Annotated in this window: 21 protein-coding genes; 3 read left to right on the forward strand and 18 right to left on the reverse strand. The window is 36.2% G+C overall.

Annotated features, from left to right (window positions below; all coding sequences use genetic code 11):
* Positions 1-32: 32 nt before the first annotated feature.
* The 4 genes from ACZZZW_RS21600 to ACZZZW_RS21615 form a co-directional block, all read right to left on the reverse strand.
* Entirely contained in the window at positions 33-2,729 is a 2,697-nt protein-coding gene (locus ACZZZW_RS21600) for a TonB-dependent receptor (protein WP_463496475.1), read from the reverse strand.
* Positions 2,713-2,946 carry a DUF1456 family protein gene (locus tag ACZZZW_RS21605; RefSeq protein WP_029274124.1) on the reverse strand — a complete coding sequence of 78 codons (234 nt, stop codon included), beginning with the start codon at positions 2,944-2,946 and terminating at the stop codon, positions 2,713-2,715. Before ACZZZW_RS21605 ends, ACZZZW_RS21600 begins: the two co-directional genes overlap by 17 nt.
* Positions 2,947-3,053: 107 nt before the next feature.
* Positions 3,054-4,358, reverse strand: coding sequence for a DEAD/DEAH box helicase (locus ACZZZW_RS21610; RefSeq protein ID WP_463496477.1), 1,305 nt, complete (start codon positions 4,356-4,358; stop codon positions 3,054-3,056).
* A gap of 49 nt (positions 4,359-4,407) precedes the next feature.
* A complete protein-coding gene (locus ACZZZW_RS21615; protein ID WP_055912256.1) occupies positions 4,408-4,626 on the reverse strand; it encodes a hypothetical protein in 219 nt (72 codons plus the stop codon).
* 215 nt (positions 4,627-4,841) lie between these two features.
* Here ACZZZW_RS21615 and ACZZZW_RS21620 point away from each other — a divergent pair, with 215 nt between their 5' ends.
* Together ACZZZW_RS21620 and ACZZZW_RS21625 are read left to right on the forward strand one after the other, a co-directional pair.
* Positions 4,842-5,315 carry a ribonuclease H-like YkuK family protein gene (locus ACZZZW_RS21620; protein WP_055912259.1) on the forward strand — a complete coding sequence of 158 codons (474 nt, stop codon included), beginning with the start codon at positions 4,842-4,844 and terminating at the stop codon, positions 5,313-5,315.
* A 297-nt stretch (positions 5,316-5,612) separates the two neighbouring features.
* Positions 5,613-6,080: an SRPBCC family protein gene (locus ACZZZW_RS21625; protein ID WP_463496478.1), complete on the forward strand. Its 468-nt coding sequence runs from the start codon at positions 5,613-5,615 to the stop codon at positions 6,078-6,080.
* 10 nt (positions 6,081-6,090) lie between these two features.
* Here the strand turns inward: ACZZZW_RS21625 and ACZZZW_RS21630 are convergent, their stop codons facing one another.
* The 14 genes from ACZZZW_RS21630 to ACZZZW_RS21695 form a co-directional block, all read right to left on the reverse strand.
* The gene (locus ACZZZW_RS21630) at positions 6,091-6,669 is read right to left on the reverse strand and encodes a DUF4468 domain-containing protein (protein ID WP_463496479.1); all 579 of its coding nucleotides are present in this window, start codon (positions 6,667-6,669) and stop codon (positions 6,091-6,093) included.
* Positions 6,670-6,761: 92 nt separating this feature from the next.
* Complete coding sequence (locus ACZZZW_RS21635; protein WP_463496480.1) at positions 6,762-7,781, reverse strand: porin; 1,020 nt, start codon at positions 7,779-7,781, stop codon at positions 6,762-6,764.
* Between the two features lie 37 nt (positions 7,782-7,818).
* Positions 7,819-9,225, reverse strand: a complete 1,407-nt coding sequence (locus ACZZZW_RS21640; RefSeq protein ID WP_055912265.1) for an ammonium transporter — start codon at positions 9,223-9,225, stop codon at positions 7,819-7,821.
* Between the two features lie 345 nt (positions 9,226-9,570).
* A complete protein-coding gene (mnmL, locus tag ACZZZW_RS21645) occupies positions 9,571-10,518 on the reverse strand; it encodes a tRNA modification radical SAM protein MnmL/YtqA (RefSeq protein WP_463496481.1) in 948 nt (315 codons plus the stop codon).
* A 128-nt stretch (positions 10,519-10,646) separates the two neighbouring features.
* Positions 10,647-11,300, reverse strand: coding sequence for a hypothetical protein (locus ACZZZW_RS21650; RefSeq protein ID WP_463496482.1), 654 nt, complete (start codon positions 11,298-11,300; stop codon positions 10,647-10,649).
* A 209-nt stretch (positions 11,301-11,509) separates the two neighbouring features.
* Positions 11,510-12,091 carry a hypothetical protein gene (locus tag ACZZZW_RS21655; RefSeq protein WP_463496483.1) on the reverse strand — a complete coding sequence of 194 codons (582 nt, stop codon included), beginning with the start codon at positions 12,089-12,091 and terminating at the stop codon, positions 11,510-11,512.
* Positions 12,092-12,106: 15 nt separating this feature from the next.
* On the reverse strand, positions 12,107-12,733 hold the full coding sequence (locus ACZZZW_RS21660) for a hypothetical protein (protein ID WP_463496484.1): 627 nt from the start codon (positions 12,731-12,733) through the stop codon (positions 12,107-12,109).
* Entirely contained in the window at positions 12,730-13,359 is a 630-nt protein-coding gene (locus ACZZZW_RS21665; protein WP_463496485.1) for a hypothetical protein, read from the reverse strand. Before ACZZZW_RS21665 ends, ACZZZW_RS21660 begins: the two co-directional genes overlap by 4 nt.
* Before the next feature lie 4 nt (positions 13,360-13,363).
* Positions 13,364-14,569 (reverse strand): hypothetical protein, encoded by a 1,206-nt coding sequence (locus ACZZZW_RS21670; RefSeq protein ID WP_463496486.1) that lies wholly within the window; start codon positions 14,567-14,569, stop codon positions 13,364-13,366.
* Positions 14,566-15,513 (reverse strand): hypothetical protein, encoded by a 948-nt coding sequence (locus ACZZZW_RS21675; RefSeq protein ID WP_463496487.1) that lies wholly within the window; start codon positions 15,511-15,513, stop codon positions 14,566-14,568. The genes ACZZZW_RS21670 and ACZZZW_RS21675 overlap by 4 nt, the downstream gene beginning before the upstream one ends.
* Before the next feature lies 1 nt (position 15,514).
* Entirely contained in the window at positions 15,515-17,320 is a 1,806-nt protein-coding gene (locus tag ACZZZW_RS21680) for a type VI secretion system Vgr family protein (RefSeq protein ID WP_463496488.1), read from the reverse strand.
* A gap of 40 nt (positions 17,321-17,360) precedes the next feature.
* Positions 17,361-18,077, reverse strand: a complete 717-nt coding sequence (locus tag ACZZZW_RS21685) for a hypothetical protein (RefSeq protein ID WP_463496489.1) — start codon at positions 18,075-18,077, stop codon at positions 17,361-17,363.
* A 6-nt stretch (positions 18,078-18,083) separates the two neighbouring features.
* Positions 18,084-18,644 (reverse strand): hypothetical protein, encoded by a 561-nt coding sequence (locus tag ACZZZW_RS21690; RefSeq protein ID WP_463496490.1) that lies wholly within the window; start codon positions 18,642-18,644, stop codon positions 18,084-18,086.
* Between the two features lie 985 nt (positions 18,645-19,629).
* Positions 19,630-21,075, reverse strand: a complete 1,446-nt coding sequence (locus tag ACZZZW_RS21695; RefSeq protein WP_463496491.1) for an APC family permease — start codon at positions 21,073-21,075, stop codon at positions 19,630-19,632.
* Between the two features lie 248 nt (positions 21,076-21,323).
* On the opposite strand from ACZZZW_RS21695, the gene ACZZZW_RS21700 reads away from it, so the two are divergent.
* Positions 21,324-23,570, forward strand: coding sequence for a sodium-translocating pyrophosphatase (locus ACZZZW_RS21700; RefSeq protein WP_463496492.1), 2,247 nt, complete (start codon positions 21,324-21,326; stop codon positions 23,568-23,570).
* Positions 23,571-23,666: the final 96 nt, after the last annotated feature.

Consider the following 23,666-nt stretch of genomic DNA (forward strand, 5'->3'; position numbering starts at 1 on the left):
TGTACAGAAATGCTAAACTAATTATTTCTGGTTTAAAAAATCTCATTTCCATTTAAATTTACATCCGAACGGCCTTTTTTATTACCGAACTGGCTCAAATTATAGCTCAATGTAGCCTGTACAAAACGACTGATAAAACGTGTTCTATTTTCGGAAATGGAATTATTGCTGATACTGGTACTAAAAAGTGAACCCTGGTTAAATAAATCATTCGCCTGTATTGAGAAAACGAGCTTATTTCCTTTCAAAAAGGAGGTGTTTAATCCCATGTTCACCAGTAAAGGGTTTCCGGCATATAAACTATAACCAAAATTCAAACTCTTAGAGGCCGATGCATTAATTCTGAAACGTTTGCCTGGAATCCAGCTACCTCCCCCACTTAAGGCCAAAACTTGTACATTTTTAATGTTCTGGTTCATTACAGAATAGGTATTAGAGCTAAAACTATAAGAAATACTGCTGTTAAAAACATATTTCTTCTGATTTAAGTTAAACCTGAAACCGTTTGAAATATTAATTCCACTACTGCGGTTTAACACATTATCCGTATAAAAAACATTGCGGCTGTAAGCAATATCCCCGTTTAAGGATAAAGAAAGTTTATTATCCAACATCCTTTTATTAAATGAATAGTTACCACCCACATTGTAAATGCCATTCACGTTTTCGTATGTAGTTTGCTGTTTCAGGCTATTTAGGGTATCCCGCAGAAAAATGGTATTGCTCACTACACTATTAAAGGCAAAATTACCAGATAAACCTGCCATAATACTCAATCCTGATTTCAGGCTAAACCTGTTATAGCTCAAATCGGCAGTATGGCTCGAGGTGGCTTTTAAATCCGGGTTGCCAATAATAAGATTTTGCACATCATTATTGTTCCTGATGGGTTGAAGCTTATTAAAATCGGGCGAACTGGTGTAACCATTATAACCAAAACTCAAATTTCCGTTTTCTTTAATCTGATAACTTAAATTGGCAGATGGAGAAAAATTTAGCTGATAATTTTTTAGCTCCTGTCCGGTATTCTGATATTTACCAATAATGATACTTGGCGAAAAATTAAGTCCCAAATTATAACTGATCCGCTTTGCATTGGTATTGTAACCTATACTAAAATTCTGGTTAATAAAGTTCGATACGTAATCCTGCCCAAGCGAATCGACTACAAATTTATTTCCAAAGGGATTGGTTACCGTAGTAGTTTGCAAATTCTGACTTCTGCTGACTGAAAAACGATATGACATATTAATAAAACTATATCCTGTACTATCGCTTGCTTTTTTTAATGAATTGGAAAACTGAATGTTACCACCAAAATTAGCGTTTGAAGTGTTATTATCTACCAAGCGGTTTAAAAGCGAATCTTTAACCAAAATATTGGTGGTTTCATTATAATAGCGGATAATATCGTTGATGGTGCTGTTAGAACTGCCGCCGCTGGTACCAAAATTAAAACCTAAAGATAAAGATTGCTTATTGTTAGCCAATCGGCGCGACCAATTGATACTTCCGTTAACATTTGGATTGCTATTTTTTGAACCTGTGTTGGAAATGAGATCTTGTTTTATAAAACCTGTTTTATTTGATGTAGTAAGCGCATCATTTCTGGTATTTGCCAAAGCCCCGGCAAGTGATACATTGAAATAATTCTTTTTGGTAGCCCCATTTAAACCAAGGTTAATATTATTATTTAAAGAGTTTGAGCTGTTGGCACTCTCCCGCAAATCGTAAATGGTTCCTTGTGGGTTAAATGTTTCCAGATAATTACTTTGTATGGATTTATTTATGCCGCTGCTGAAATTATAACCTCCGTTGAGACTAAATTCTTTCGAGATTTTATCCCTGATATTGCCGTTAAGGCCACCATTGTTTAATTTGGCAAATTCGTTATTGGTAATTCCATAACGCCCACCAAAACCTATCTGTTTGGTTTTTTTCCAGATGCTTCCGTTGCCGCCTAAATTATGGGCATTATTTGTTGCCGAACTTACGTTTACCCCTCCAAACACGCCTTTATCCATTCCAGGTTTGGTTACTAGATTTAGCATTTTTTGTGGTGTACCCGTTTTAATTCCCGTAAAATTGGCTTCGTCGCCATAATCATCTATCACCTGGAGTTTAGCAATAATCTCTGCCGGCAATTGCCTGATGTAATCTTCAACATTGCTTGTAAAAAAATCTTCGCCATTAACCCGCAGCTTGGTCATTTTTTTTCCCATGGCAGTAACCGCACCTTTATCATCTACCTCAATGCCCTGAAGCTGTTTTAAAAGATCTTCTACTTTATCGTTTTCCCTAACCGTGTAGGCACCAGCATTGTATTCAATGGTATCTTTTTTGATTTTAATGGGATCTACCTTTACTTTAACTTCTACATCTTCCAACCGGATGGTTTCCATTTTAAGTATAATGGGTTCTAAAACCATGCTTTTTTTTGAAGATTCAATTTCATAAACAGAAGCAAAGGGCTTATAACCCAGCGCAGTAATACTAAGGTAGAATTTGTTGTGGCCAACTTTTGGGAATGTAAAATTACCCCTGGAGTCAGAATTAGACCGCAGGGTATCTTTATCGTTAATTAACCGGATACTAACACCCTCAATGGGCTTTTTTAAAGAATCGATTACATTGCCACTAATTTTAAACTGAGACTGAGCGAGAGCGTTAAAAGAGAGCGTGATCAGTATAAAAAATATTAAAAAGCATATATTATTGCTTTTTCTCATCCCTCGGACCTCTTTTATAAATTACTAAACCGTTTAAAAAATTACGCAAAATCTGATCGCCGCAAGGTTTAAAATTTTCATGATCTTCATTTCTAAAAATATCTCCCAATTCTGCCTTGGTTACTTTAAAACCAACCAAATCGCAAATGGTAATGATATCTTCTGTTTTTAGTGATAATGCTACTCTTAATTTTTTTAATATATCGTTGTTGCTCATGCTTTTTTAAATGATTGAATTGTTGAAGGATTGAGTGACTGATTGCGCTAATGTTAAGGTTGTAAAAGGTGTAAAAGACCCAATAAACCAATGATTAATGAACCAAACTAACTCGCAACTTCTAATTTAAGTTTTTTCCCTTTAATTTTTTCTCCGCTTAATGTTTTCAGCAATTTTTCGACTTTATTCCTTTTAACAGCCACATAACTGGTGATATCTTTAACCTCGATAAGGCCTAAATCCTCTTTTACCAAACTACCTTTTTGTAAAAATAAACCAACAATATCAATTTTGTTAATTTTATCTTTCTTACCGTGGGCCAGATATAAAGTTACCCAGTCACTCGCTTCGGGCAACTTATATTTATCTGATAAAATTTCTTCTTCAATATCATCAGGTAAATATTTATAGTTTTCTTCGGTGGTTAAAATGGCGTATGCTGTTCCTTTTGCATGCATACGTGCCGTTCTACCATTGCGGTGAATGTACGCATCCTCTGTATAAGGTAACTGGTAATGCACAATATGTTCTACTTCAGGTATATCTAAACCGCGAGCGGCGAGGTCTGTTGTAATTAAAATCCTATGGCTGCCATTTCTAAATTTTAGTAAAGCTTTTTCACGGTCGATTTGCTCCATGCCACCATGAAATACATCGTGCCCTAAACCATTATCGAAAAGTAAATCACTGATGCGGTCTACAGTTTCCCTATGGTTGCAGAAAACCAACGTATTTTTATCACCAATTTTACTTAACAACCTAAAAAGATAATCCAGTTTATCGGCTGCAGGCGCAGTAATTTTTTTAAGCTTTAAATCGGGTTTAGCTTCTATATTTTTTGAAAAATCGACTTCAACCGCAGCATTTAGTTTAACAAATGGAGGAATTTCTTCCATTTTGGTTGCTGAAGTTAGCATGCGCTGTGTTAACGAGTGCAAGGAACCAATGATATATGACATATCTTTCTCAAAGCCAAACTCGAGCGATTTATCGAATTCATCCAAAACCAAGGTTTCGATAAATGATTCATCAAAATTCTGATGTTCCAGATGGTAAGCTATCCTTCCGGGCGTTCCTATAAGTACGGCAGGAGGATGTGCAAGATTATTTTTTTCTATTCTTACAGCATGGCCACCATAACAGCAGTTTACTTTAAATGAAGTACCCATTTGTTTAAAAACCTGCTCAATTTGAAGCGCCAGTTCCCTTGAAGGAACTAAAACCAAAGCCTGAACACCTTTAACACCCATTTTTAGGTTGGAAAGTAAGGGCAATAAAAAGGCTAATGTTTTTCCTGAACCGGTGGGCGCAATCAATATTACATCTTTACCAGTTTTAGCTGCTTTTAAAGAAGATTCCTGCATCTCATTAAGTGCAGAAATATTTAGTTTTTTTAAGGCATTTTCTATCATTCCGCCATAAAGGTAATCATTTACATTTAGGGCAAAAAGAGACTAAAAATTATGGTTTGAAAAATCTGTTTCTGAGTTTACGAAGAGTAGAAAAATTTAATCTTTTATCCAAAAGCATTAACATGCTACCACGTTTAGACATTGAAGATTGTACTTTTTCATTAATAGCATCAACTGAAGATAAAATACTGTCAGCCAGTTCATCAGCAAATTTATTGGCCCTGCTATTTTGCAATAATTGAAGTTCTTGAATTAATTCTGCTCTCATAACTTAGAATTTTTAATGAATGTACAAATATTAACGGGCCGAATTATGATTTGTTTCATTAAATTATAATAGCATTCTAACTATTTTAACTAACTTGTTGATAACTAACTTTTTGTTAGCAAATAAACAACCTACACTTAACATATATTTAATTCATAGCACCTATTTTTATAAAAACCTGATTACCATTCGTTAACCTCAAAAAACACAACTGTATGACGTGGAAAAAATTTAGTGGTGAAATTATTCAATCTTCAATCCTCGAAGAAGTAGAAAATGCTATTATCAGAGAAAGTGAAAATGGATATAAGCTTAAAGTTTGCATCGGTACAGATTCGCAAGTAAAAGGCACTGTAACCGATTTTGCAACTGTAATTGTATTGTTAAGAGAACATCATGGTGGCTTTATGTACATCCATCAGGAAAAGAGCACTCAACAGGTAAGTATTAAAGAAAGAATGTTAATGGAAGTGCAAAAATCTATTGAAACTGCCTATTCTATCTGCGATTTGCTCGATATTTATGATGTGGCTTTAGAAGTCCATGCAGACATCAACACCAATCCATCATTTAAATCTAACAAAGCACTTAACGATGCCATGGGTTATATTTTAAGTATGGGATTCATTTTTAAAGCTAAACCAGAAGCTTTTGCCAGCTCTACGTGCGCTGATAAAATGGTACATTAGCGAAATGCTTTGAAAAATTCTCTGTCAGAATGCTAGAAATTTGTCAAAGATGATCATTTTAGGCAATAAGTTTGGGGTTAGAGGTCAGGAGCCAAAGGCCCTCATGTCAAATATCGACAAGAATCTGTAAGCAGGTTATTGATAGATTCCTGTGGCTTATAGACCTTCATTGCATTCCGATAGGGATGAATGATGTCTTTGTACCCAACTCCGTGATCTTTGCGCTTTTTCTTTGCATTCTTTGCGGTTAAATACAACAAAATAGCATCTTTGCTGTTGTATTCTCAAAATAAGGACTTGAAAACGTACAGACTAGAATTTACCCAAAAACTTCCAATTGATTTGGATGCTGCCTGGGATTTTTTTTCCTCGCCAATGAACCTGGCAGAAATTACACCCAAGGATATGACATTTGATGTTACCACGCCAAACATGCGCAACACTAAAATGTACCCTGGCCTGATTATCACCTATAAGGTTTCACCATTATTCGGGATTAAATTAAATTGGGTAACCGAAATTACGCATGTTAAAGATAAAGAATACTTTATAGATGAACAGCGTTTTGGCCCTTTTGCATTTTGGCATCACCAGCACCGTTTCGAAAAAGTAGATGGTGGCGTATTGATGCACGATACTTTACACTATAGTGTAGGTTGGGGACCCATTGGTTTAGTTGCGAATGCAATAATTGTTGAAAATAAAATAAACGAAATTTTTAAATTCCGTTATCAGAAAGTTGAAGAGTTATTTGGCAAGTTTTAGCTTTTATAAATTACCATTTTTTGGTAGAAATGGTTTCAGTTTTTTTGCTGGCTTTTTCTACCCTTTTAGCAGCTAAATATTTTTTAAAATCATCACCAAATTTCTCTATTTTGTTGTAGGCACTATTTACAATATCTTTCCATGCGCCTGCACTAAGTTTACCTGGCGTGCGCTCTAAAGGTGTGCCTATTTTTGTTGAGGCAACAAAATTTCCATAACGGTCGCGCTGGTATGGAATAAAAAACAAATCGGTTAACCAAAATCTATATTTTCCATTACGGGCTTCAAACACAAAATTATAGCTCACTTCTCCACTCGGATGGCCCACCACCAACACGGTCTTATCAACAATTATAGTTCCTTTAGCCAACACCGAAGAATCAGTGATGCTTTGCTGAACCATCGTTCTTTTATTGGCGAGGTTAATAAAAGATTTAGCCCTTTGAACAAGGGTATCTTTACTCAGCAATTGCGAATCGACAACTTTATAGTAAATAAACTTACCGTTATCATCTTTTATAAATTGTTTTTGCTGGGCAGAAAGATCAATTGAAAATGCAATAAAAAAAATAAGAATAATGTATTTCATCAGAATGGATTAATGGGCAAACAGCGTTTAAAGATATTAAAAAGCCGTCCGGGTTTTACCACAGGACGGCTTAATATTACAAATATATTTCCTTAAAAAGCATAAACAGCTGCTAATGAGAACTGACCAGCATTTGGTGCAGCAGCGCCACTTTTGTTATAAAAGGGTTTATCTCCACTATGATCTAATCTCACTTCTGGAATAAAAGTTAAACCACCTGATTTAATGTTGGCGGTAAAAGTTACAGCAGTATATTTTACTCCCTGAACCGGACCTGCATCTTTATACTTAAAATATTCGCCTCTTAAACCTAAAATTACACCATCTGCAACCGCATATTGAGGATAAAGTGCAGCACCTGCGTAACCGCCACCATCATTGTCAATATCATAGTTTGCGGCATTTAATCCCAACTTAAATTTTTCTGTAATTTGGTAAGAAGTTGTTAAATCTTCGATAGTACCATAACCACCTGCACCCGCACCAGATAACACGTTAAGATAAGCTGTCCAGCCTTCAACCGGAGCTACCATTAACTGGCCACCTACAGCAGATACACCACGGCTTGCGCTGTAAACATTCCAATCGTTAAATACCCCAGCCATTAAACTTACTTTATCAGAGAATTTATAAGTAGCCTTAATACCAGCATTTTGGAATGGACCATTTGTAAACAGATATGATGTAGAATAGTTAAAATTTCCAACCGGAGAAATCACTTCGTAACCAATAAACGTTCCCATATATCCGGCAGTCATTGAAAACTGATCAGTAAAATCATAATTCACATATAAATTTTGTATGTGAAATGATGAGCCTCCTGCAGCGGCATCCAGAATGGATTGAGTTTGACCTCTTGGCCCGAAAGAGAGCTCTCCAACAAATGAGGCTTTACCTGTTTTTTTCTTAAGCGCAATATCTATCATTCCCAGTGAAACCGAATTATGGTCTGACGCAAATGATGTGGTAATGTTTTTTGGGTTCTTCGCGAAATCATACTTAAAATAGGTATCAACCGACCCTGAAATCTCAAGTGGCGATGTGGTGGTTTCTTGTGCCATGGCACAGCTAGCGCTGGCCATTGCGAAAATAGCGGTTAAAAGTTTCTTCATGTTTGAGCTTGATTTGAGTTTAGATATTATATAATCCTTAAGAAATTGATTCTGTTAATGGACTGTTTCTTTCTACATAGATGGCTTTTTCTTCAACCAACAATGTACCTTGAGAGTATTTCTCATCATGTTGAGAAGCATCAAGTCCTAATTCTTCTTCTTCTTCAGAAACCCTGATCGGATTGATAAGGTTAACCAATTTGAAAATCACGAATGATACCACAAAACTGAACAAGATTACGATTACAGCACCTTTTAACTGAGTGATAAAGAAAGTTGGGTTACCGTAAAACAAGCCATCAGCACCAGCAGCATTCACTGTTTTGGTTGCAAAAACACCAGTTAACAACATACCAACAATACCTCCAACACCATGGCAAGGGAAAACATCCAAAGTATCATCCAAACTTGTTTTTTGTTTCCAAGAAACCACAAGGTTTGAGATTACCGCAGCAATGGCACCAATGAATATACTTGATGAAATACTTACAAAACCAGCACCAGGGGTAATGGCCACTAAACCAACTACCGCACCGATACAGAAACCTAAAACTGAAGGTTTTTTACCTCTTGCTACATCGAAAAACATCCATGATAAACCGGCAGCACCTGCAGCAGTGTTTGTAGTTAAAAATGCTGAAACAGCTAAACTACCTGCACTTAATGCCGAACCTGCATTAAAACCGAACCAACCGAACCATAGTAAACCAGTACCTATTAATACATATGGAATATTTGCTGGCGGAACTTCTTTATGCTCCAAGTGAGATTTTCTGCGTTTCAAAACCAATGCACCAGCTAAAGCAGCCATACCTGCAGAAATGTGAACTACTGTACCTCCTGCAAAGTCTAAAACACCCATTTTAAACAAGAAACCTTGTGGATGCCATGTCCAGTGGGCCAATGGCGAATAAACGAAGATTGCGAATAAAACAATAAATAAGATATACGAGGTAAAACGGATACGTTCTGCAACGGCACCAACCACTAAACCAGGTGTAATAATGGCAAACATTAATTGAAACACAGCAAATAAAGAAAGCGGAATAGTTAAATCTGCTCCACCTTGTAAATGTGGTGCTCCTGAGTTTACACCTTTAAAGAACAAAAATGTTGATGGATTTCCGATAAAACCGCCAATGGTATCACCAAAAGCTAAACTAAAACCAACAACTGTCCATAAAACCGTAATTACTCCAGCCGCTACAACACTTTTAATCATGGTAGACAATACATTTTTACGGTGAACCATACCACCATAGAAAAATGCAAGGCCTGGTGTCATTAAAAATACAAGCGCAGAAGCGATTAATATGAATGCGATATCTGGCCCACTATACTTGCCTTCGTCGAAATTTGGAAGAAGTGGAATAAATAGAGCGAAAATTGCGACGATCATTAATATCGCAAAGGGCGCAAACTGTTTAAAGGAGAATTTACTCATAGTTTTTAGCTTAATTTGTTAGTAGTGTTTAAATAATCGATTTTTTGGTTATTTATTTTTCTAAAAATACGACATAATGTAATTTTTACACCATAAAATTGAAATATTCTAATAAAAACAGATGATTTTTATAAAACAAAGCAAAAAAGACCTCCAAAAATAAAAATAATAAAAATTTAGACAGATTTCAATGCAACTTTTTAATAAAAACAAAATCACATATTAACCATGTTTTATATGATTTTACCTAAAATTTATAAAAAATTACCCTGAAAATGATTACAAAAAGAAAAAACCCATGAAATTTCATGAGTTTTTAAAATAATTATTATAAAATTTAATTTTTTAAGAAAAATATGCAGAACCTTGAATTACACCCCTTTTTTCGATTTCTTTATCCATATAGGTCTGAATTGCTGATTTATTAAGTCCCCAATTGGGTGCAATTAATAAATCCCAGTCAGAAATACCGAAAAGTCGCTGAATTACAATATCAGGCCGTAGAAGCGGAATCAACTCACAAAGTAAATCTGTATATTCTTCAAGAGAAAACAGTTTAAAGGGTTCTTTTTTGTACTTAGCACCCATGATAGATCCTTCTACCACATGAAGATGATGAAATTTAACAAACTTAATTTGAGGAAAACGGTTGATCTCATGAATATAGCCCCGCATCTGCTCTCTTGTTTCCCAGGGGAAGCCAAAAATGGTATGCACACACAAATCGAGTTTACTATCTTTCAATAGTTCTACAGCTGCAATAAATTCGCCATGACTGCAGCCTCTGTTTATCTGATCGAGGGTTTCATCATAGATAGATTCCATGCCCATTTCTAAATCGACATCAAAACGATCAGTATAGCTTTCTAATAAAGCTACTTTTTCTGCATCGATACAATCCGGACGTGTACCTACTGCAAAACCGACAATATCTTCGGTATTAATAGATAATGCTTCATCGTACATCATTTTTAAATAATGCACAGGCGCATAGGTATTGGTATTTGGCTGAAAATAAACGATATACTTATCAGCTCGATATGAAGTTTTAGCCCTTAACATGCCTTCGGCAAGCTGATCTTTGATATTAGGATTTTTACGGGAAGGCTCAGGTGTAAAAGAATCTACATTACAATATGTACATCCACCATAACCCTTGCTTCCATCACGGTTAGGACAGGTAAAGCCGCCATCTACAATAACCTTAAATACACGTTGCCCTTTATACTTCTCGCGTAAATGCGTTCCGTAATTTTTATAACCCTTTATCCCTGAATCTACTAGTGTTCCCATTATTTGCAAAAATACGGTTTTTGTTCGATACGCAGGGTTAGATTTGAGAGATAAGATGTAAGATTTGAGATTGGGCGTACAATTTGCGGCTGGTAACGATTAGTTCAATTAATTTTGAATTATGTTTTTCATTTATCAGGCTGCTTACCAAACATCTTTTCGAAATCTGCTTTGCTTTTTATGTAGGATAGATAATTTCTAGTATTATAATCATTTGTATAATTCTTAAATTCTGTCTCTGTTTTATAAGCAGGATTGCCAATGTCATCAACCAAACTATAAAAGCTATTCATTTTATCCGGAACTTCATAATAGATAATAGGTATTGGTTTCTGCTTAGTACCATAGGTAGCATCAGAAAGTTCATTTTTATTCACTGTTGCTATTATGCTAGCCCCATTTTGATCAACGTCATTGATGAATTGACCATACATTTGACTGGAAATTGAATTTCTGGAAAAAAAGTAATAAATACAACAATATTTACCTAATTGATCGGCGAAGAAAACTGATATACGTTTTTCAACATATGCGGTATTGTCATCTTTAGATAAGTCGAAATTTCCCTGTACTTCAAAATGAGTTTTTGTTGTTTTAAAGTTCTTCATTACCAGGTGCAGCGTATCACAATTATCTAAATATTTTTGCACATAGGGTTTTCCGTTATTTACTCTTGTATCGGGATTATCTATAATGTTAACAATCCACCTTCCTAAATATTTCCCGAAAAATAAACCTATACCTAATGCTACTATAGCACTATATTTTAAAATGTTTTTCATTTATCAGGCTGCTTGCCGAACATCTTTTCGAAATCTGCTTTGCTTTTTACTTAAGATAAGTAATTCCTTATATTGTAATTAGTCATATAAACTTAGAATTCAGCTTCGTTGCTATACTTAGATTTACCCTCGTCATCAATTGGGCTGTAAAAGCTATTCCTTTTATCGGGTACTTCATAATATAACCCCACCCATATTCTTTAACCACCTCATTTACCTTTCTCAAAACGTTCCTTAAATTCTTCTTTAGGCATGATGTACTTTAAGTACTGTTCAACATTGTATTTAAATTGATTTTCTGTAATATCAACATTCCATCCGTCCTCTGGACCTCGATTTCTACTTATCGAATCTGGTAGATCTTCTCTTACTCTAAAAACAGGTATTGGATTGTCGGGGGTACCATATTTAGGATCATCTAAATCATCTTTATTTATAGTTAACAATACAATTTTTTCTTTCATCACAGAACGAAAAGCAAGTCTTTTGTCCATTGGGAAGTTAAAAAATTTTATCACAAGAAATTTATTCATAGATGATTCCTTAAAGGTCAAATTGTAGATAGATTCTTTTGGAGCCAGAAGTGAAGAGGTATAGCTTGTTGTTTTTAGATTTAAAGATTTAGGGATAAATAGCCTGTACTCGGAACAGTTTTGTATATATTTTGACGTAGCCTTACTACTATTATTCAACTTATATTTAAAAAAATAGTTAACACCATAAATTATTAAAGGAAATATAACCAGTACGCCTATAGCCCAACCAATTGCTTGTGAGATTTGCTTATTCATTGTAAATTGAAAATATCATTTCTTTTCAAACCTCTCCTTAAATTCTTTTCTTGGCATTACATAAGTAAGGTACATATATACATTATAATCAAATTGTTCGGGAGCAGTATCTATGTTATAAACTTTACCACTATCTTTAACACCATAGCCAACTGTTGTAAGAGGACTATTTGCACCTCTTAAACTAAAACACATCAACGGCTTTTCTTTTGTGCCATAGTCTGGATTATTAAAATCATCTTTGTTTACTTTAAGCATTACAATAGAATCTCCAATATGAAACCAGAACAAATTGCTTAAATCAAACATGCCTATTCTTATATATTTTTTGTTTGGTGAAGAATAAATATCCTGATAATAATAATAATAGGATAGCTTACTATTGCTTCCTGTCATATTTTTTTTGACCAGCTCGGTTTCAATTTGTTCTTTTTTATATGGCTTTGTACCAAAAGTTATTTCATTTTTTGGCATTTTCAAACGCAATTCTATTTGATTTTGCATATAAGGCTTTATAAATGGCTCTACATTATTATTTTCTTCGACAAAATATTTGTTATAAACAAAGATTATTAATGGTAAGACTATCATAGCACCAATAATATAGCCCAAAGCTCCACCTATATTCTTTAACCATCTCATTTAACTTTCTCAAAGCGCTCCTCAAATTCCTCTTTCGGCATTACATAAGTAAGGTACATGTACACGTTATAATCGAATTGTTCTGGCGAGGTATCCTTATTAATCATCTTACCTTCATTCTTAGCCCCCCTTCCCGGAATGAGGATCGGCCCATTTGCCCCTCTTAAGCTAAAGCACATCAATGGTTTTTCTTTGGTACCGTATTTTGGATTGTTAAAGTCTTCTTTGTTTACTTTAAGCATAACGGTAGAATCACCGATGTCATTCCAAAAAAGCGTGGTCAAATCTACCATTCCAATCCTAATGTGCTTTTTGTAGAGTGGCGAATAAATATCTTGGTAACGATAATAGGATAACTTACTGTTGCTTCCTGTCATGTTTTTTCTAACCAACTTAGTTTCAATTTGTTCGCTTATAAAAGGGTTTTTATCAAACGGCATCTCACTAGTGTTAGGCATTTTAAACTTCAACTCTATAACATTTTCCATATAAGGCTTTATAAATGGCTCTACATTATCGTTTTCTTTGATAAAATATTTGTTATAAATAAAGATTATTAAAGGTAAGACTATCATAGCACCAATAATATAGCCTAAAGCCCCACCCATATTTTGTAACCATCTCATATCTTTAATTGATTGAAACTATATTAACACCTTGCTGTTTTGATTTATTTTGTTCTTGAGATTTCTTAAATGCTACCAAAACCCCATCAAAGAGTTTATCCTCCTCTTTATTTGCGGCACGTTCAATAAAAAAATTAACAAATGCCCCGGCTATACCCACGCCTATACCTACCCCCCACTTAGCCCATTTAAATTTGGGTTGAGACCTTGTGGCAATGTTTCCTGCTAAACGGGAGTTAGCTGCCCTGCGGGCAACAATCTCTGCCTGCTCTGTTGCTCCGTTTTGCGCCAAACGAGCTGCACGGGCTTCCTGTTGAGCGGCCTGCCTTTCAAAATGGGCAGCCTGCCTCTGCTGGCTCAATGCTTCAGCACTATTCTGGGCTTTTCTTAGTTCAAGCATTTCCTCGGTTGTGCCGGTTACAATACCCACAGGTTGATTAACGGCCTCCTGCTTCAATGCTCCTTCGGCATCACTTGCAAGTGTACGTTCGGGTAAGGAAGCATCGGGATCAACAATCGCACTAGCCAATACCTTTTGCTGGGTTTCCTGCGATTCATTTTCTCCTTTTATATAGAAGCCACCTCCTAATACTGTTGATAATATTGCTGCAGGCATGCTACCCAATGTAGTAACTCCAGTTATTATTCCCTGAAATAACTGACTCTTGTTATGTGTAAATACCTCTTCCGTATTATTTTTTGCGTATATACTTGCAATTTTAAGTGCAGTTACCGGATCGGGAACGATTGACACCATACCGCCTTGGCTGCAGCTCAATATAGAGGTTTGCAACAATGCATTTTTTTTATCTATATATACTGTTTTATGAAACAGCTGCCAGCTTCCTTGTTTGGTGGCATCGCAATCGTGAGAAACCATGTCTCCTGCCACTATACAGGTTGTTCCGGTAGCTACTATAACGGCTGCCACTATCAGTAATGCCGTACCACCAGAAGCCACTATTGCTGCACCTATGAGGATCCCTATGCCAATGCCAACCAGCATAGTGCCTAAACCCTGCCAGAATTTCATTGGATTTTTACATTTAAAGGCGTCCATTAACTTCCTATCGTCGATATTTAACAATTGATTATTTGCACTTTTATGCATTACTGTACTACCGTGTGCATGGGCAAGCTTTTGCGGACTGGGAACCATCATATTGGTACAAACAGTTAGCGTGGTTCTGGGTATGTATGATTTGCTCATAGCTCAATTCTTTTTAAGCGATAATCTAAAATAATTTCAACATTGTTTTTAACTTCTTCGGTTATCGTTAGATCTGCCTCTAAAATAATATTTTCATCTGTATCGTATATATAATTACTGATGATGCCATAATTATATTCAGAAAAACTATAACCAACCTGTGGCTTATAATTATCTTTATAAAATTTAGTAATCCCTTCTAAATCTACACTCTTCTTATCTAAAACGCCCACTTGTTTAACACTAATTGTACTTGCGGTTTTTTGCTTTATAAATGGAGCCAGGTTTAACAAAATCAGGTTATGCGGGAAGAGGTTAGATAAATAATTTTTTTCTGATGGAATAAAATTTTCCTTTCCTAAAAGGTATTTATCGAAAATCACATCATAAAAAATTCTTGATTCATAATCACTTAACAATAATGTATCATCATTAAGTTGATTTCCCATTAGTTCAGCAAATGAATTTATACTTTCTTTTTCTTCTTTACTCTGTAAAAAATTAAATTTTTCAGCTATCACCTTTTTGTATTCCTGCCAAGCCTCTAATGCTTTTGTTTTATCAGCAATAGCAGTCATCTTGCCTGTTTCTTCATTTGGCACAATATCAACCAACGACTTGATTTTATCCAATTCGCATATCAACTCAATTGCTGACTCAAGCTGCTTCGGATTAAACTGCAAAACATTCTCGACCAATTGAAAACCTAATGATTTTAGTTTTTCTCCTACAAAATTCTTTTGAATCAGGTATTCCTGTTTGGTCACGCCATGACTTACAATTATACCGTTCATTTTCATAATGAGTGTTTGTTCAACACGGTAACGGTATTGTTTTGATAACGACACATTAGTTCTTTCTTCAGTTCCATCAATATTGTCTGGCTGCGATACCTTAATCTGTTCATTATTATCTTCGTCATCAAAAAATTTAAATCTGCTCATATTAATTAATATCTACTTGACTACCTGTTATTGTTTGAACCCCAGTTGATGTTTGCGAAATGGTTGTTTTAGAATCAATCACAATGCCATTGCTCGCTTTCGAATCTATATTTTTCGTATCAATAGTTACTGCAGTGGTGGCATTTTTACCAATGTTAACAGCATCGCCTGGCTTCTCACCTGCATTTGCGTTAATCACCTGCGTACCCTGAATATTGATCACCTTACCAACAATATCAATCGTTCCATCCTTTTTCATCGTAATACTACTTAAACCCGTCTTAATTACTATGGTCTCAGCAGATTCTGCTGTAATCAATCCTGGCCCGTTTTCAATCTTCACAAAGTTTGCCGCATTTGTACCCAGGTTCAGTGCATGGTTTAGATCATCAAAACTTAAAGCGCTTCCCTTTCTTGAAGTCATGCCCTTAATGTTACTATTTTTAAATCCTTTACTATCTCCACTCTTTCCATGGTAAACACTGCCCATTACTACAGGCCTGGCTACATTACCTTCTTCAAATGCAATTACCACTTGGTCGCCTTTTTCAGGAATGACATGGAAACCCCTGTTTTTTCCGGTATCGCCACTACCTGCATTAGGGCTAACAACCCTTAACCATTCAGTAGGGTCGTTGGTTTGACATTCCCATTTAAATTTCACTTTAATCCGGCCCTGCCCTTGCGGATCATCGTTATCAACCACATCTGCCAGCTGCATATCCGAATGTGGTTTCTCATAATTTTTAACCATCAAACGCTCAGTTGTAGCTACTAAGCCTTCGAAAGTGTTGCTGTATTTGCCTGTTCCATCTATTTGGTGATTGATGGAGGTAATCAAAAACTTCCCTAGGCTCTCTGTTGCAAAAGCCAGCTCTTTCCTGATACTCATGGTTATTTCGGCAATGCTTCCTATACTGAGTAATGCATTATCGCCACCTGCATTTATCTTTAATAGTTCGCTAATATGTGCTTTTTCCTCATTTTCTACATGTCTTTTGATATCATTGCCATTATCAACCCGAATTAACGAAGGTTGATTAAAGGTTTTGCTGTACATCGAATTAGAGGCCTTAATGGCATGCGCCAGATCTGGATTTCCGTCAGCTTTACCACTACTTTCGCTCTGCAGCATTTCATCCTGCTTAGGATTATAGGCAAAACGCTTATATTTTATCGGCGAAACTTCCATGGCATATTGCAGGTTATGCACATCGCGACCATAAAAGAGCGCTATTTCTTTCTGATCGTCAGGCTTGCCAAAATTAAGCTGCCTGCCATCATAATAAAACCACTCATGGTATTCACCTGAAAGGCGGTTTAAGAATGCAAAATCACTCTCCCGGTATTGTATAAGGTAATCAATAGCCGCTTTTCTGGAAGCGTTGGTTACAATGGCCAGGTCGTTAACAGGTGTATCTTTGGTAGCGAGTTTTACAATAGTATCCAGGTCTTTATCGAGGTAAGAACCCAGATCCGGTCCGCGGTCGATTAATATAGTAGGGCTATAGCCACTTATAATTAAAACACCATGATAGCCATGGCTCTGCGAAAGCTCTACCTTGGTAACCAGGCCGGTAAAATATTGCAGGTTTTCTGGAGAGTGCCCAAAAGATGCAGTTAGGGTTTTGCCCACGAAATTGCGGCTGTCATCCAAGCTGATCAAACCTGGGGCACCCAATTGATCGTGGTTAAAATGAAGCTCAAAATAATGGTGCTGATTGAAAGATTGTAAAAGATTAAAAGAAGTAAAATGAGCTATTGCTGTATCTTCTATACTGATTTCTACGATAAGTTTGTTTTCCATAGTGTAGTGTATTCATATACTGTAATGGTAGCGTAATTGGCTACATTTTTTTATATATCGCAATTTTATAAAGACCAGGATAGAAGTGCACTTCAAATTGCTTTCCTGCTGCATTTCTTTTAGGTGAAGCCTCTATGGTTTTTTTATTGTAAGGATGTACTTCTATAGTGTTTTCTTTTTTTAGATAACCATTACCGATCATGGCATCGATATCGTTGGGCCGTACATGGATACATCCGTGTGATTCTGCCACCTGGAAGATTCTTCCTGAAGAAGTTGCAGCTTCATCAGGCGGGGTGGTATGGATAAAATCACCCATAACATATTCTTTTCCGTTCATTTTCCGATCGTTGTTCATATCCTTGAAATACTTTATGGAAACATGTCCAAAATCATTAAACAACCATTTGGTTGGGATGGGAGAATTGGGATAAAGATCGCGCTGGTATTTGAGCACTGCATTTGTAACTCCACGCTGATCATTTCTATATTTTCCCCATTGTGCATTTACATCAGTTAACTTTTTCCAGATACCCATATATTTCATCATTACGATGTTTCCACTTATCTTGATTTCGGTTCCCCAGGATATGCCTGACCACATGGCATAACGACCATAACTAACATGTTTTTCTATGCTTTTGATGACAAACCTGCCAGCGGTTGTAGAGGTTTGTGAATGACCATCGTCTCCCATTTTAACATTAGAAGGGCCGCCATGTGCATCATATTCTTTAATTTTTACGAGCGTATTCATTGTTGTTTATCTATATTTTAAAACCTCAACCATGGTAACCTGGGCAAGCTCAAGCTTTTCGCTGTTGTTAAAGGTTAACTTTATCGATGTATAGGCATTTAGATTTATCTCAACGGGAATCGGCTGTTCAGTTACGCCGATTGTAGGTTTTTCTTTTTTAATGTTCCCAAAATGACGTGTAAAATCACCTATACGTAATGAATCGCTAATAAATTTTGGCAGCAACAAGATAACTCCAGCACCTATATGGCTTGCATTGTTATTTTGATATGATTGAACGATGATATTTTGAGCATTTTTATTCTGTTCACCCTTATAAATACTGAGTGGTAATTTATTTGCGAACGATTTGTTTAATGATATGATACTGGATTCGTTAAATCTGCTTAAAGGAATCTTTGCCACTGAATCAGTATAGGAAAGAAATAGATCAGTGACATTTATTTTTCCTGCTATATGATTATCATTTGTTTTATGCTGTTTATGATCACCATTACAACCTACAAAACAGGCAGATAATGCATATATTAAAACAAAAAATATATTAAAACGGGAATATAACGGCATGATTTACATGTTAGAGGTTTAAAAATTGCAGGGAGAATAGCGATTGATGTTAAGCAGGAAGATTATTTAATCCAACACTTCTATTAAGCATTAGTAATAATCAAAGTTTTCGCTTTTCTTATAATGTTTGTACCGCGCATTCTAAAAAAGGAACTTCAAAATTATTTACATCACAGTAAAAAACGTTGACATAATAAATTAAAATGAAATCTTTGTCAGGAGAATTGTGTTCAGTTGTGAGAGCCATAATTTAAATCTAATTGTTGCGATGTAGTTAACAACTACAATTATCACAAACCAAATATCAGGCCAACAAAATAAAATATATTTAATTGTGGATTGTTAAAATCAGTAATTGGGCGAAAATCAGTTTAAATGATGCGCTAAGGAACAATACAACTAAGATTAAACTTTATCAACATGTGGAAAAGTTCAAAATATTGAGGATTAAAGTTTACATTTATGTCATACTAAAAAGTAAAATATTATACAATAATGTGATATTTAATTAAACGTTGAAGCCGTTTAATTGAAATAAGCCTGCACCATTTGGTACAATTTCAATTTATATACCCTGGGCTTAAAAAAGTTTTTTAGGCTTATAGGAAATTTAATCCATTCTCTTCTTTAGAAAAGCAAAGGCTGTGGTGCTTGGCAAGGTTAGTCCCGCCATTTGCTCATATGCCTTCAAGCATTAAGCACAGGCCGGTATCCGCAATGTCGGGTTTAGATTGAGCGTTTGCCGCACAAAACCGACTAACCTAAACCCGGTAGCAGCGGGCACACTTCTGATTTTTTCTATCAGGAGCGTAAAGCGGAAACGGGACTACCGCAACCAATTGAAACCGAACCCTGATTTTCAAAACCTAAAAAATGAGACTGGAGATAGTTGATTCACACCAAACCTTATACTCCTAAAAAACAAAAAACCCCACAAGGTTTTGAAACCTGCGAGGTTGATATAAAAAATATAAAGTTAATTAGGTTAATCTATTTGCTGCTCTTTCTTATTTATAAAAAAGTAAACCGGAACGCCAAGTAATACAATCAAAAGCCCAGGCCATGTATATTGTTGCTTATAAATTAAAAGCAATACACAAAAAGCTGCACCGATTAACAAATAAATAATTGGTGTAACCGGGTATAACCAGGTTTTATATGGCCGTTCTAAATCAGGTTGTTTTATCCTTAAATAAATTACGCCAAAAACGGTTATCATATAAAAGAGTACAATTACGAAAGAGATCATATCTAAAAGATTGCCGTACTGACCGCTTAAGCATAATGCCGATGCCCAGATTCCCTGCATCCAAAGTGATTTTTCAGGCACGCCATTTTTGTTATTTTTAAGTGCTGCTTTAAAAAACATCCCATCTTTTGCCATGGTTTGAAAAACCCTTGCACCAGCCAACACAATTCCGTTTACGCAACCGAAAGTAGAAATCATCACCAATAAGGCAATTACAATCGTTCCAATTCCGTTACCAAAAATTTGTTCAGAAGCTGCAACAGCAACACGGTCGTTAAGTGCAAAAGCGATACTATCTCTGTTTAAAGTGTTCAGATAAATAAAATTCACCAATAAATAAAGAATCATTACCGCCGAAGTACCTAAAACCATTGAGCGTACTACGTTTTTTCTTGGGTTTTCTATTTCTCCGGAAACAAATGTTACATTCTCCCAGGCAACGCTAGAGAATACAGATCCTACCATAGCAGCAGCAATTCCACCCATTATTGTCATTCCGGAAATAGATTCCCAACCAGATTTCAAAAAATTACCACTTGGATCTGTTTTGAGGTTACTGAATGCGCTCCAACCAAATTTCATATTATCTGCCCAAAAACTGTTTTTCACTAAGAGAAAGCCTAAAATTATTAAACCTATTAAAGCGATAATTTTCGATCCTGTAAAAATATTTTGCAACCACTTCCCACTTTCCACACCTTTAGTATTGATATAAGTTAAAAGCAGAATTACCCCTATGGCTACAATCTGTATCCAGGTAATTTTATATCCACCACTTTGAAAAATGGGAGCTGCATCATTTAAAGCAGGAATCAGATAGGCTGTAAATTTGCCAAATGCAACGGCAACTGCAGCTATGGTACCAGTTTGAATTACGGTAAAGAGACCCCAACCATAAAGAAATCCCATCATTTTACCGAAAATTTCTTTCAGGTAAGTGTATTGTCCGCCAGCTTTAGGAAACATAGAAGAAAGTTCTCCATAAGAAATCGCAGCTGCAACTGTCATTACCCCCGTGATAATCCAAACCACAATCAACCAGTAACCAGAGCCTAGGTTCCGCATGATATCGGCACTAACAATAAAGATCCCACTTCCGATCATTGAGCCCATTACCAGCATTGTGGCATCGAAAAGACTTAATTTTCTTTTAGAAGGTTCATCTTCTTTTTGAATTTCCATTTTAGTTTAAGTTTAGTTTGTGGCTAATTTATTTAAAAAAACGAAATTGTAAGGCATTTTTATGCCAGCAAATTTTTATTCACTTGTGTGGTGAAAATTTTATCACAAGAAAAATATTTTATTAACTTGCTAGATATAAGTGCATAGCTTAAAGCGAAGTGATTATGAAGGGTGAAACAATTGCCTTATTTAAACAGTTCACTAAATAAACAACAATCAACTAACCAAATATAAATCAATTATTAACTATGGATTTTTTACAAAACAATTTAATTTACTGTATTCCGGCACTGGGCCTTGTTGGAATTATAGTTATGATGGTTAAAAGTGCCTGGGTAAATAAGCAAGATGCCGGCGATAAAAACATGCAGGAGCTTGCCGGCTATATTGCTGATGGTGCAATGGCCTTTTTAAAAGCCGAATGGAGGGTATTGAGCATTTTTGCCGTTTTTACAGCAGCATTATTGGCTTATTCCGGAACAATTACCGAAATTAAAGGTGTACCGATGCATTCGAGCTGGATAATTTCCATATCTTTTATTATTGGAGCAGTATTTTCTGCAACCGCAGGTTATATCGGAATGAAATCTGCCACAAAAGCCAATGTAAGAACCACACAAGCGGCCAGAACCAGTTTAAAACAGGCATTAAAAGTTTCTTTTACCGGCGGTACGGTAATGGGCCTAGGCGTTGCCGGCCTTGCTGTTTTAGGCTTAGGTGGATTATTTATCGTTTTTTTACAGCTATTTCATGTTACCAGTGCCAATAGTGTAGAAATGAGAACCGCTATTGAAGTGTTAACAGGTTTCTCTTTAGGAGCCGAATCAATAGCCTTATTTGCGCGTGTTGGTGGTGGTATATATACTAAGGCTGCCGATGTTGGTGCCGATTTAGTGGGCAAAGTTGAAGCCGGAATTCCTGAAGATGATGTACGTAACCCTGCAACAATTGCCGATAACGTAGGCGATAATGTTGGTGATGTTGCTGGTATGGGTGCCGATTTATTCGGTTCGTATGTAGCCACAATTTTAGCCACAATGGTTTTAGGGCAAGAAATTACTGTAACAGATAAATTTGGCGGCATGTCGCCCATCTTATTGCCAATGGTAATTTGTGGATTGGGCATTTTATTTTCGATTATCGGAACCTGGTTTGTAACCATTAAAGATGAAAAATCGAATGTACAAACAGCTTTAAATTTAGGCAACTGGTCATCAATCCTGATTACTGCAATAGCTTCCTTTTTTATTGTAAAATGGATGTTGCCAGAAACACTTAATCTCCGCGGATATGAGTTTTCGAGCATAAATGTATTTTATGCCATTATTGTTGGTTTAGTAGTGGGTACGATTATGAGCATTGTTACCGAATATTTTACTGCAATGGGCAAAGGGCCTGTAAATTCCATTATCCAACAATCTTCAACAGGGCATGCTACAAATATTATTGCAGGTTTGGCTGTTGGAATGAAATCGACAGTTATCCCAATTCTGGTTTTGGCAGGCGGTATCATGTTATCATACCATTTTGCCGGTTTATATGGAGTTGCCATCGCCGCAGCAGGAATGATGGCCACAACAGCCATGCAATTGGCCATTGATGCTTTCGGACCCATTGCGGATAATGCAGGTGGTATTGCCGAAATGAGTCAGTTACCGCCAGAAGTTCGCGAACGTACCGATAATTTAGATGCTGTGGGCAATACAACAGCTGCTACCGGAAAAGGATTTGCCATCGCATCTGCTGCATTAACTTCACTGGCCTTATTTGCCGCCTTTGTGGGCATTGCCGGTATTACCGCAATAGATATCTATAAAGCACCTGTTTTGGCTGGTTTATTTGTTGGAGGGATGATTCCTTTCATTTTTTCTGCCCTTTGTATCCAGGCTGTTGGAAAAGCTGCCATGGATATGGTTCAGGAAGTTCGCCGCCAGTTTAGGGAAATTCCAGGCATTATGGAGTATAAAGCGAAACCTGAGTATGAAAAGTGTGTGGCCATATCAACCAAAGCATCTATCCGCGAAATGATGATGCCAGGTGCAATTGCTTTAATCACCCCTATTATTATCGGTTTTACTTTTGGCCCTGAAGTTTTAGGCGGTTTATTGGCAGGTGTAACTGTTACAGGCGTGTTGATGGGTATCTTCCAAAGCAATGCAGGCGGTGCATGGGACAACGCTAAAAAATCTTTCGAGCAAGGTGTAATGATTAATGGAGAAATGCACTATAAAAAATCAGAGCCACACAAGGCTTCTGTAACCGGAGATACAGTTGGCGACCCTTTTAAAGATACTTCGGGGCCTTCAATGAACATTTTGATCAAATTAATGTCTATCGTTTCACTAGTTATTGCTCCATACATCGCAGTTAAGGCAATTGCAAGCGATCATAAACAAGAAGTTCGCAAAGAAATCCGGATTGAACAAAAAACCGATGCTTTGGGCAACCTAAAAACCGACACTTTATTAAATACAACCGATACTTTAAGCCGTTAGTTGTAAAATCATAGATATAATAATAGTAAAAGGGATTTTTAACCAAAATCCCTTTTACTTTTCCGTAATTTTTAATTACGTTTGGAGCTGAATTAA

Source organism: Pedobacter sp. AC379, assembly GCF_979258145.1.

Coding starts and splice junctions, on each gene's coding strand:
- ACZZZW_RS21600 (WP_463496475.1), bottom strand. CDS start 2,729: ATGAGAAAAAGCAATAATATATGCTTTTTAATATTTTTTATACTGATC.
- ACZZZW_RS21605 (WP_029274124.1), bottom strand. CDS start 2,946: ATGAGCAACAACGATATATTAAAAAAATTAAGAGTAGCATTATCACTA.
- ACZZZW_RS21610 (WP_463496477.1), bottom strand. CDS start 4,358: ATGATAGAAAATGCCTTAAAAAAACTAAATATTTCTGCACTTAATGAG.
- ACZZZW_RS21615 (WP_055912256.1), bottom strand. CDS start 4,626: ATGAGAGCAGAATTAATTCAAGAACTTCAATTATTGCAAAATAGCAGG.
- ACZZZW_RS21620 (WP_055912259.1), top strand. CDS start 4,842: ATGACGTGGAAAAAATTTAGTGGTGAAATTATTCAATCTTCAATCCTC.
- ACZZZW_RS21630 (WP_463496479.1), bottom strand. CDS start 6,669: ATGAAATACATTATTCTTATTTTTTTTATTGCATTTTCAATTGATCTT.
- ACZZZW_RS21635 (WP_463496480.1), bottom strand. CDS start 7,781: ATGAAGAAACTTTTAACCGCTATTTTCGCAATGGCCAGCGCTAGCTGT.
- ACZZZW_RS21640 (WP_055912265.1), bottom strand. CDS start 9,225: ATGAGTAAATTCTCCTTTAAACAGTTTGCGCCCTTTGCGATATTAATG.
- mnmL (WP_463496481.1), bottom strand. CDS start 10,518: ATGGGAACACTAGTAGATTCAGGGATAAAGGGTTATAAAAATTACGGA.
- ACZZZW_RS21650 (WP_463496482.1), bottom strand. CDS start 11,300: ATGAAAAACATTTTAAAATATAGTGCTATAGTAGCATTAGGTATAGGT.
- ACZZZW_RS21655 (WP_463496483.1), bottom strand. CDS start 12,091: ATGAATAAGCAAATCTCACAAGCAATTGGTTGGGCTATAGGCGTACTG.
- ACZZZW_RS21660 (WP_463496484.1), bottom strand. CDS start 12,733: ATGAGATGGTTAAAGAATATAGGTGGAGCTTTGGGCTATATTATTGGT.
- ACZZZW_RS21665 (WP_463496485.1), bottom strand. CDS start 13,359: ATGAGATGGTTACAAAATATGGGTGGGGCTTTAGGCTATATTATTGGT.
- ACZZZW_RS21670 (WP_463496486.1), bottom strand. CDS start 14,569: ATGAGCAAATCATACATACCCAGAACCACGCTAACTGTTTGTACCAAT.
- ACZZZW_RS21675 (WP_463496487.1), bottom strand. CDS start 15,513: ATGAGCAGATTTAAATTTTTTGATGACGAAGATAATAATGAACAGATT.
- ACZZZW_RS21680 (WP_463496488.1), bottom strand. CDS start 17,320: ATGGAAAACAAACTTATCGTAGAAATCAGTATAGAAGATACAGCAATA.
- ACZZZW_RS21685 (WP_463496489.1), bottom strand. CDS start 18,077: ATGAATACGCTCGTAAAAATTAAAGAATATGATGCACATGGCGGCCCT.
- ACZZZW_RS21690 (WP_463496490.1), bottom strand. CDS start 18,644: ATGCCGTTATATTCCCGTTTTAATATATTTTTTGTTTTAATATATGCA.
- ACZZZW_RS21695 (WP_463496491.1), bottom strand. CDS start 21,075: ATGGAAATTCAAAAAGAAGATGAACCTTCTAAAAGAAAATTAAGTCTT.
- ACZZZW_RS21700 (WP_463496492.1), top strand. CDS start 21,324: ATGGATTTTTTACAAAACAATTTAATTTACTGTATTCCGGCACTGGGC.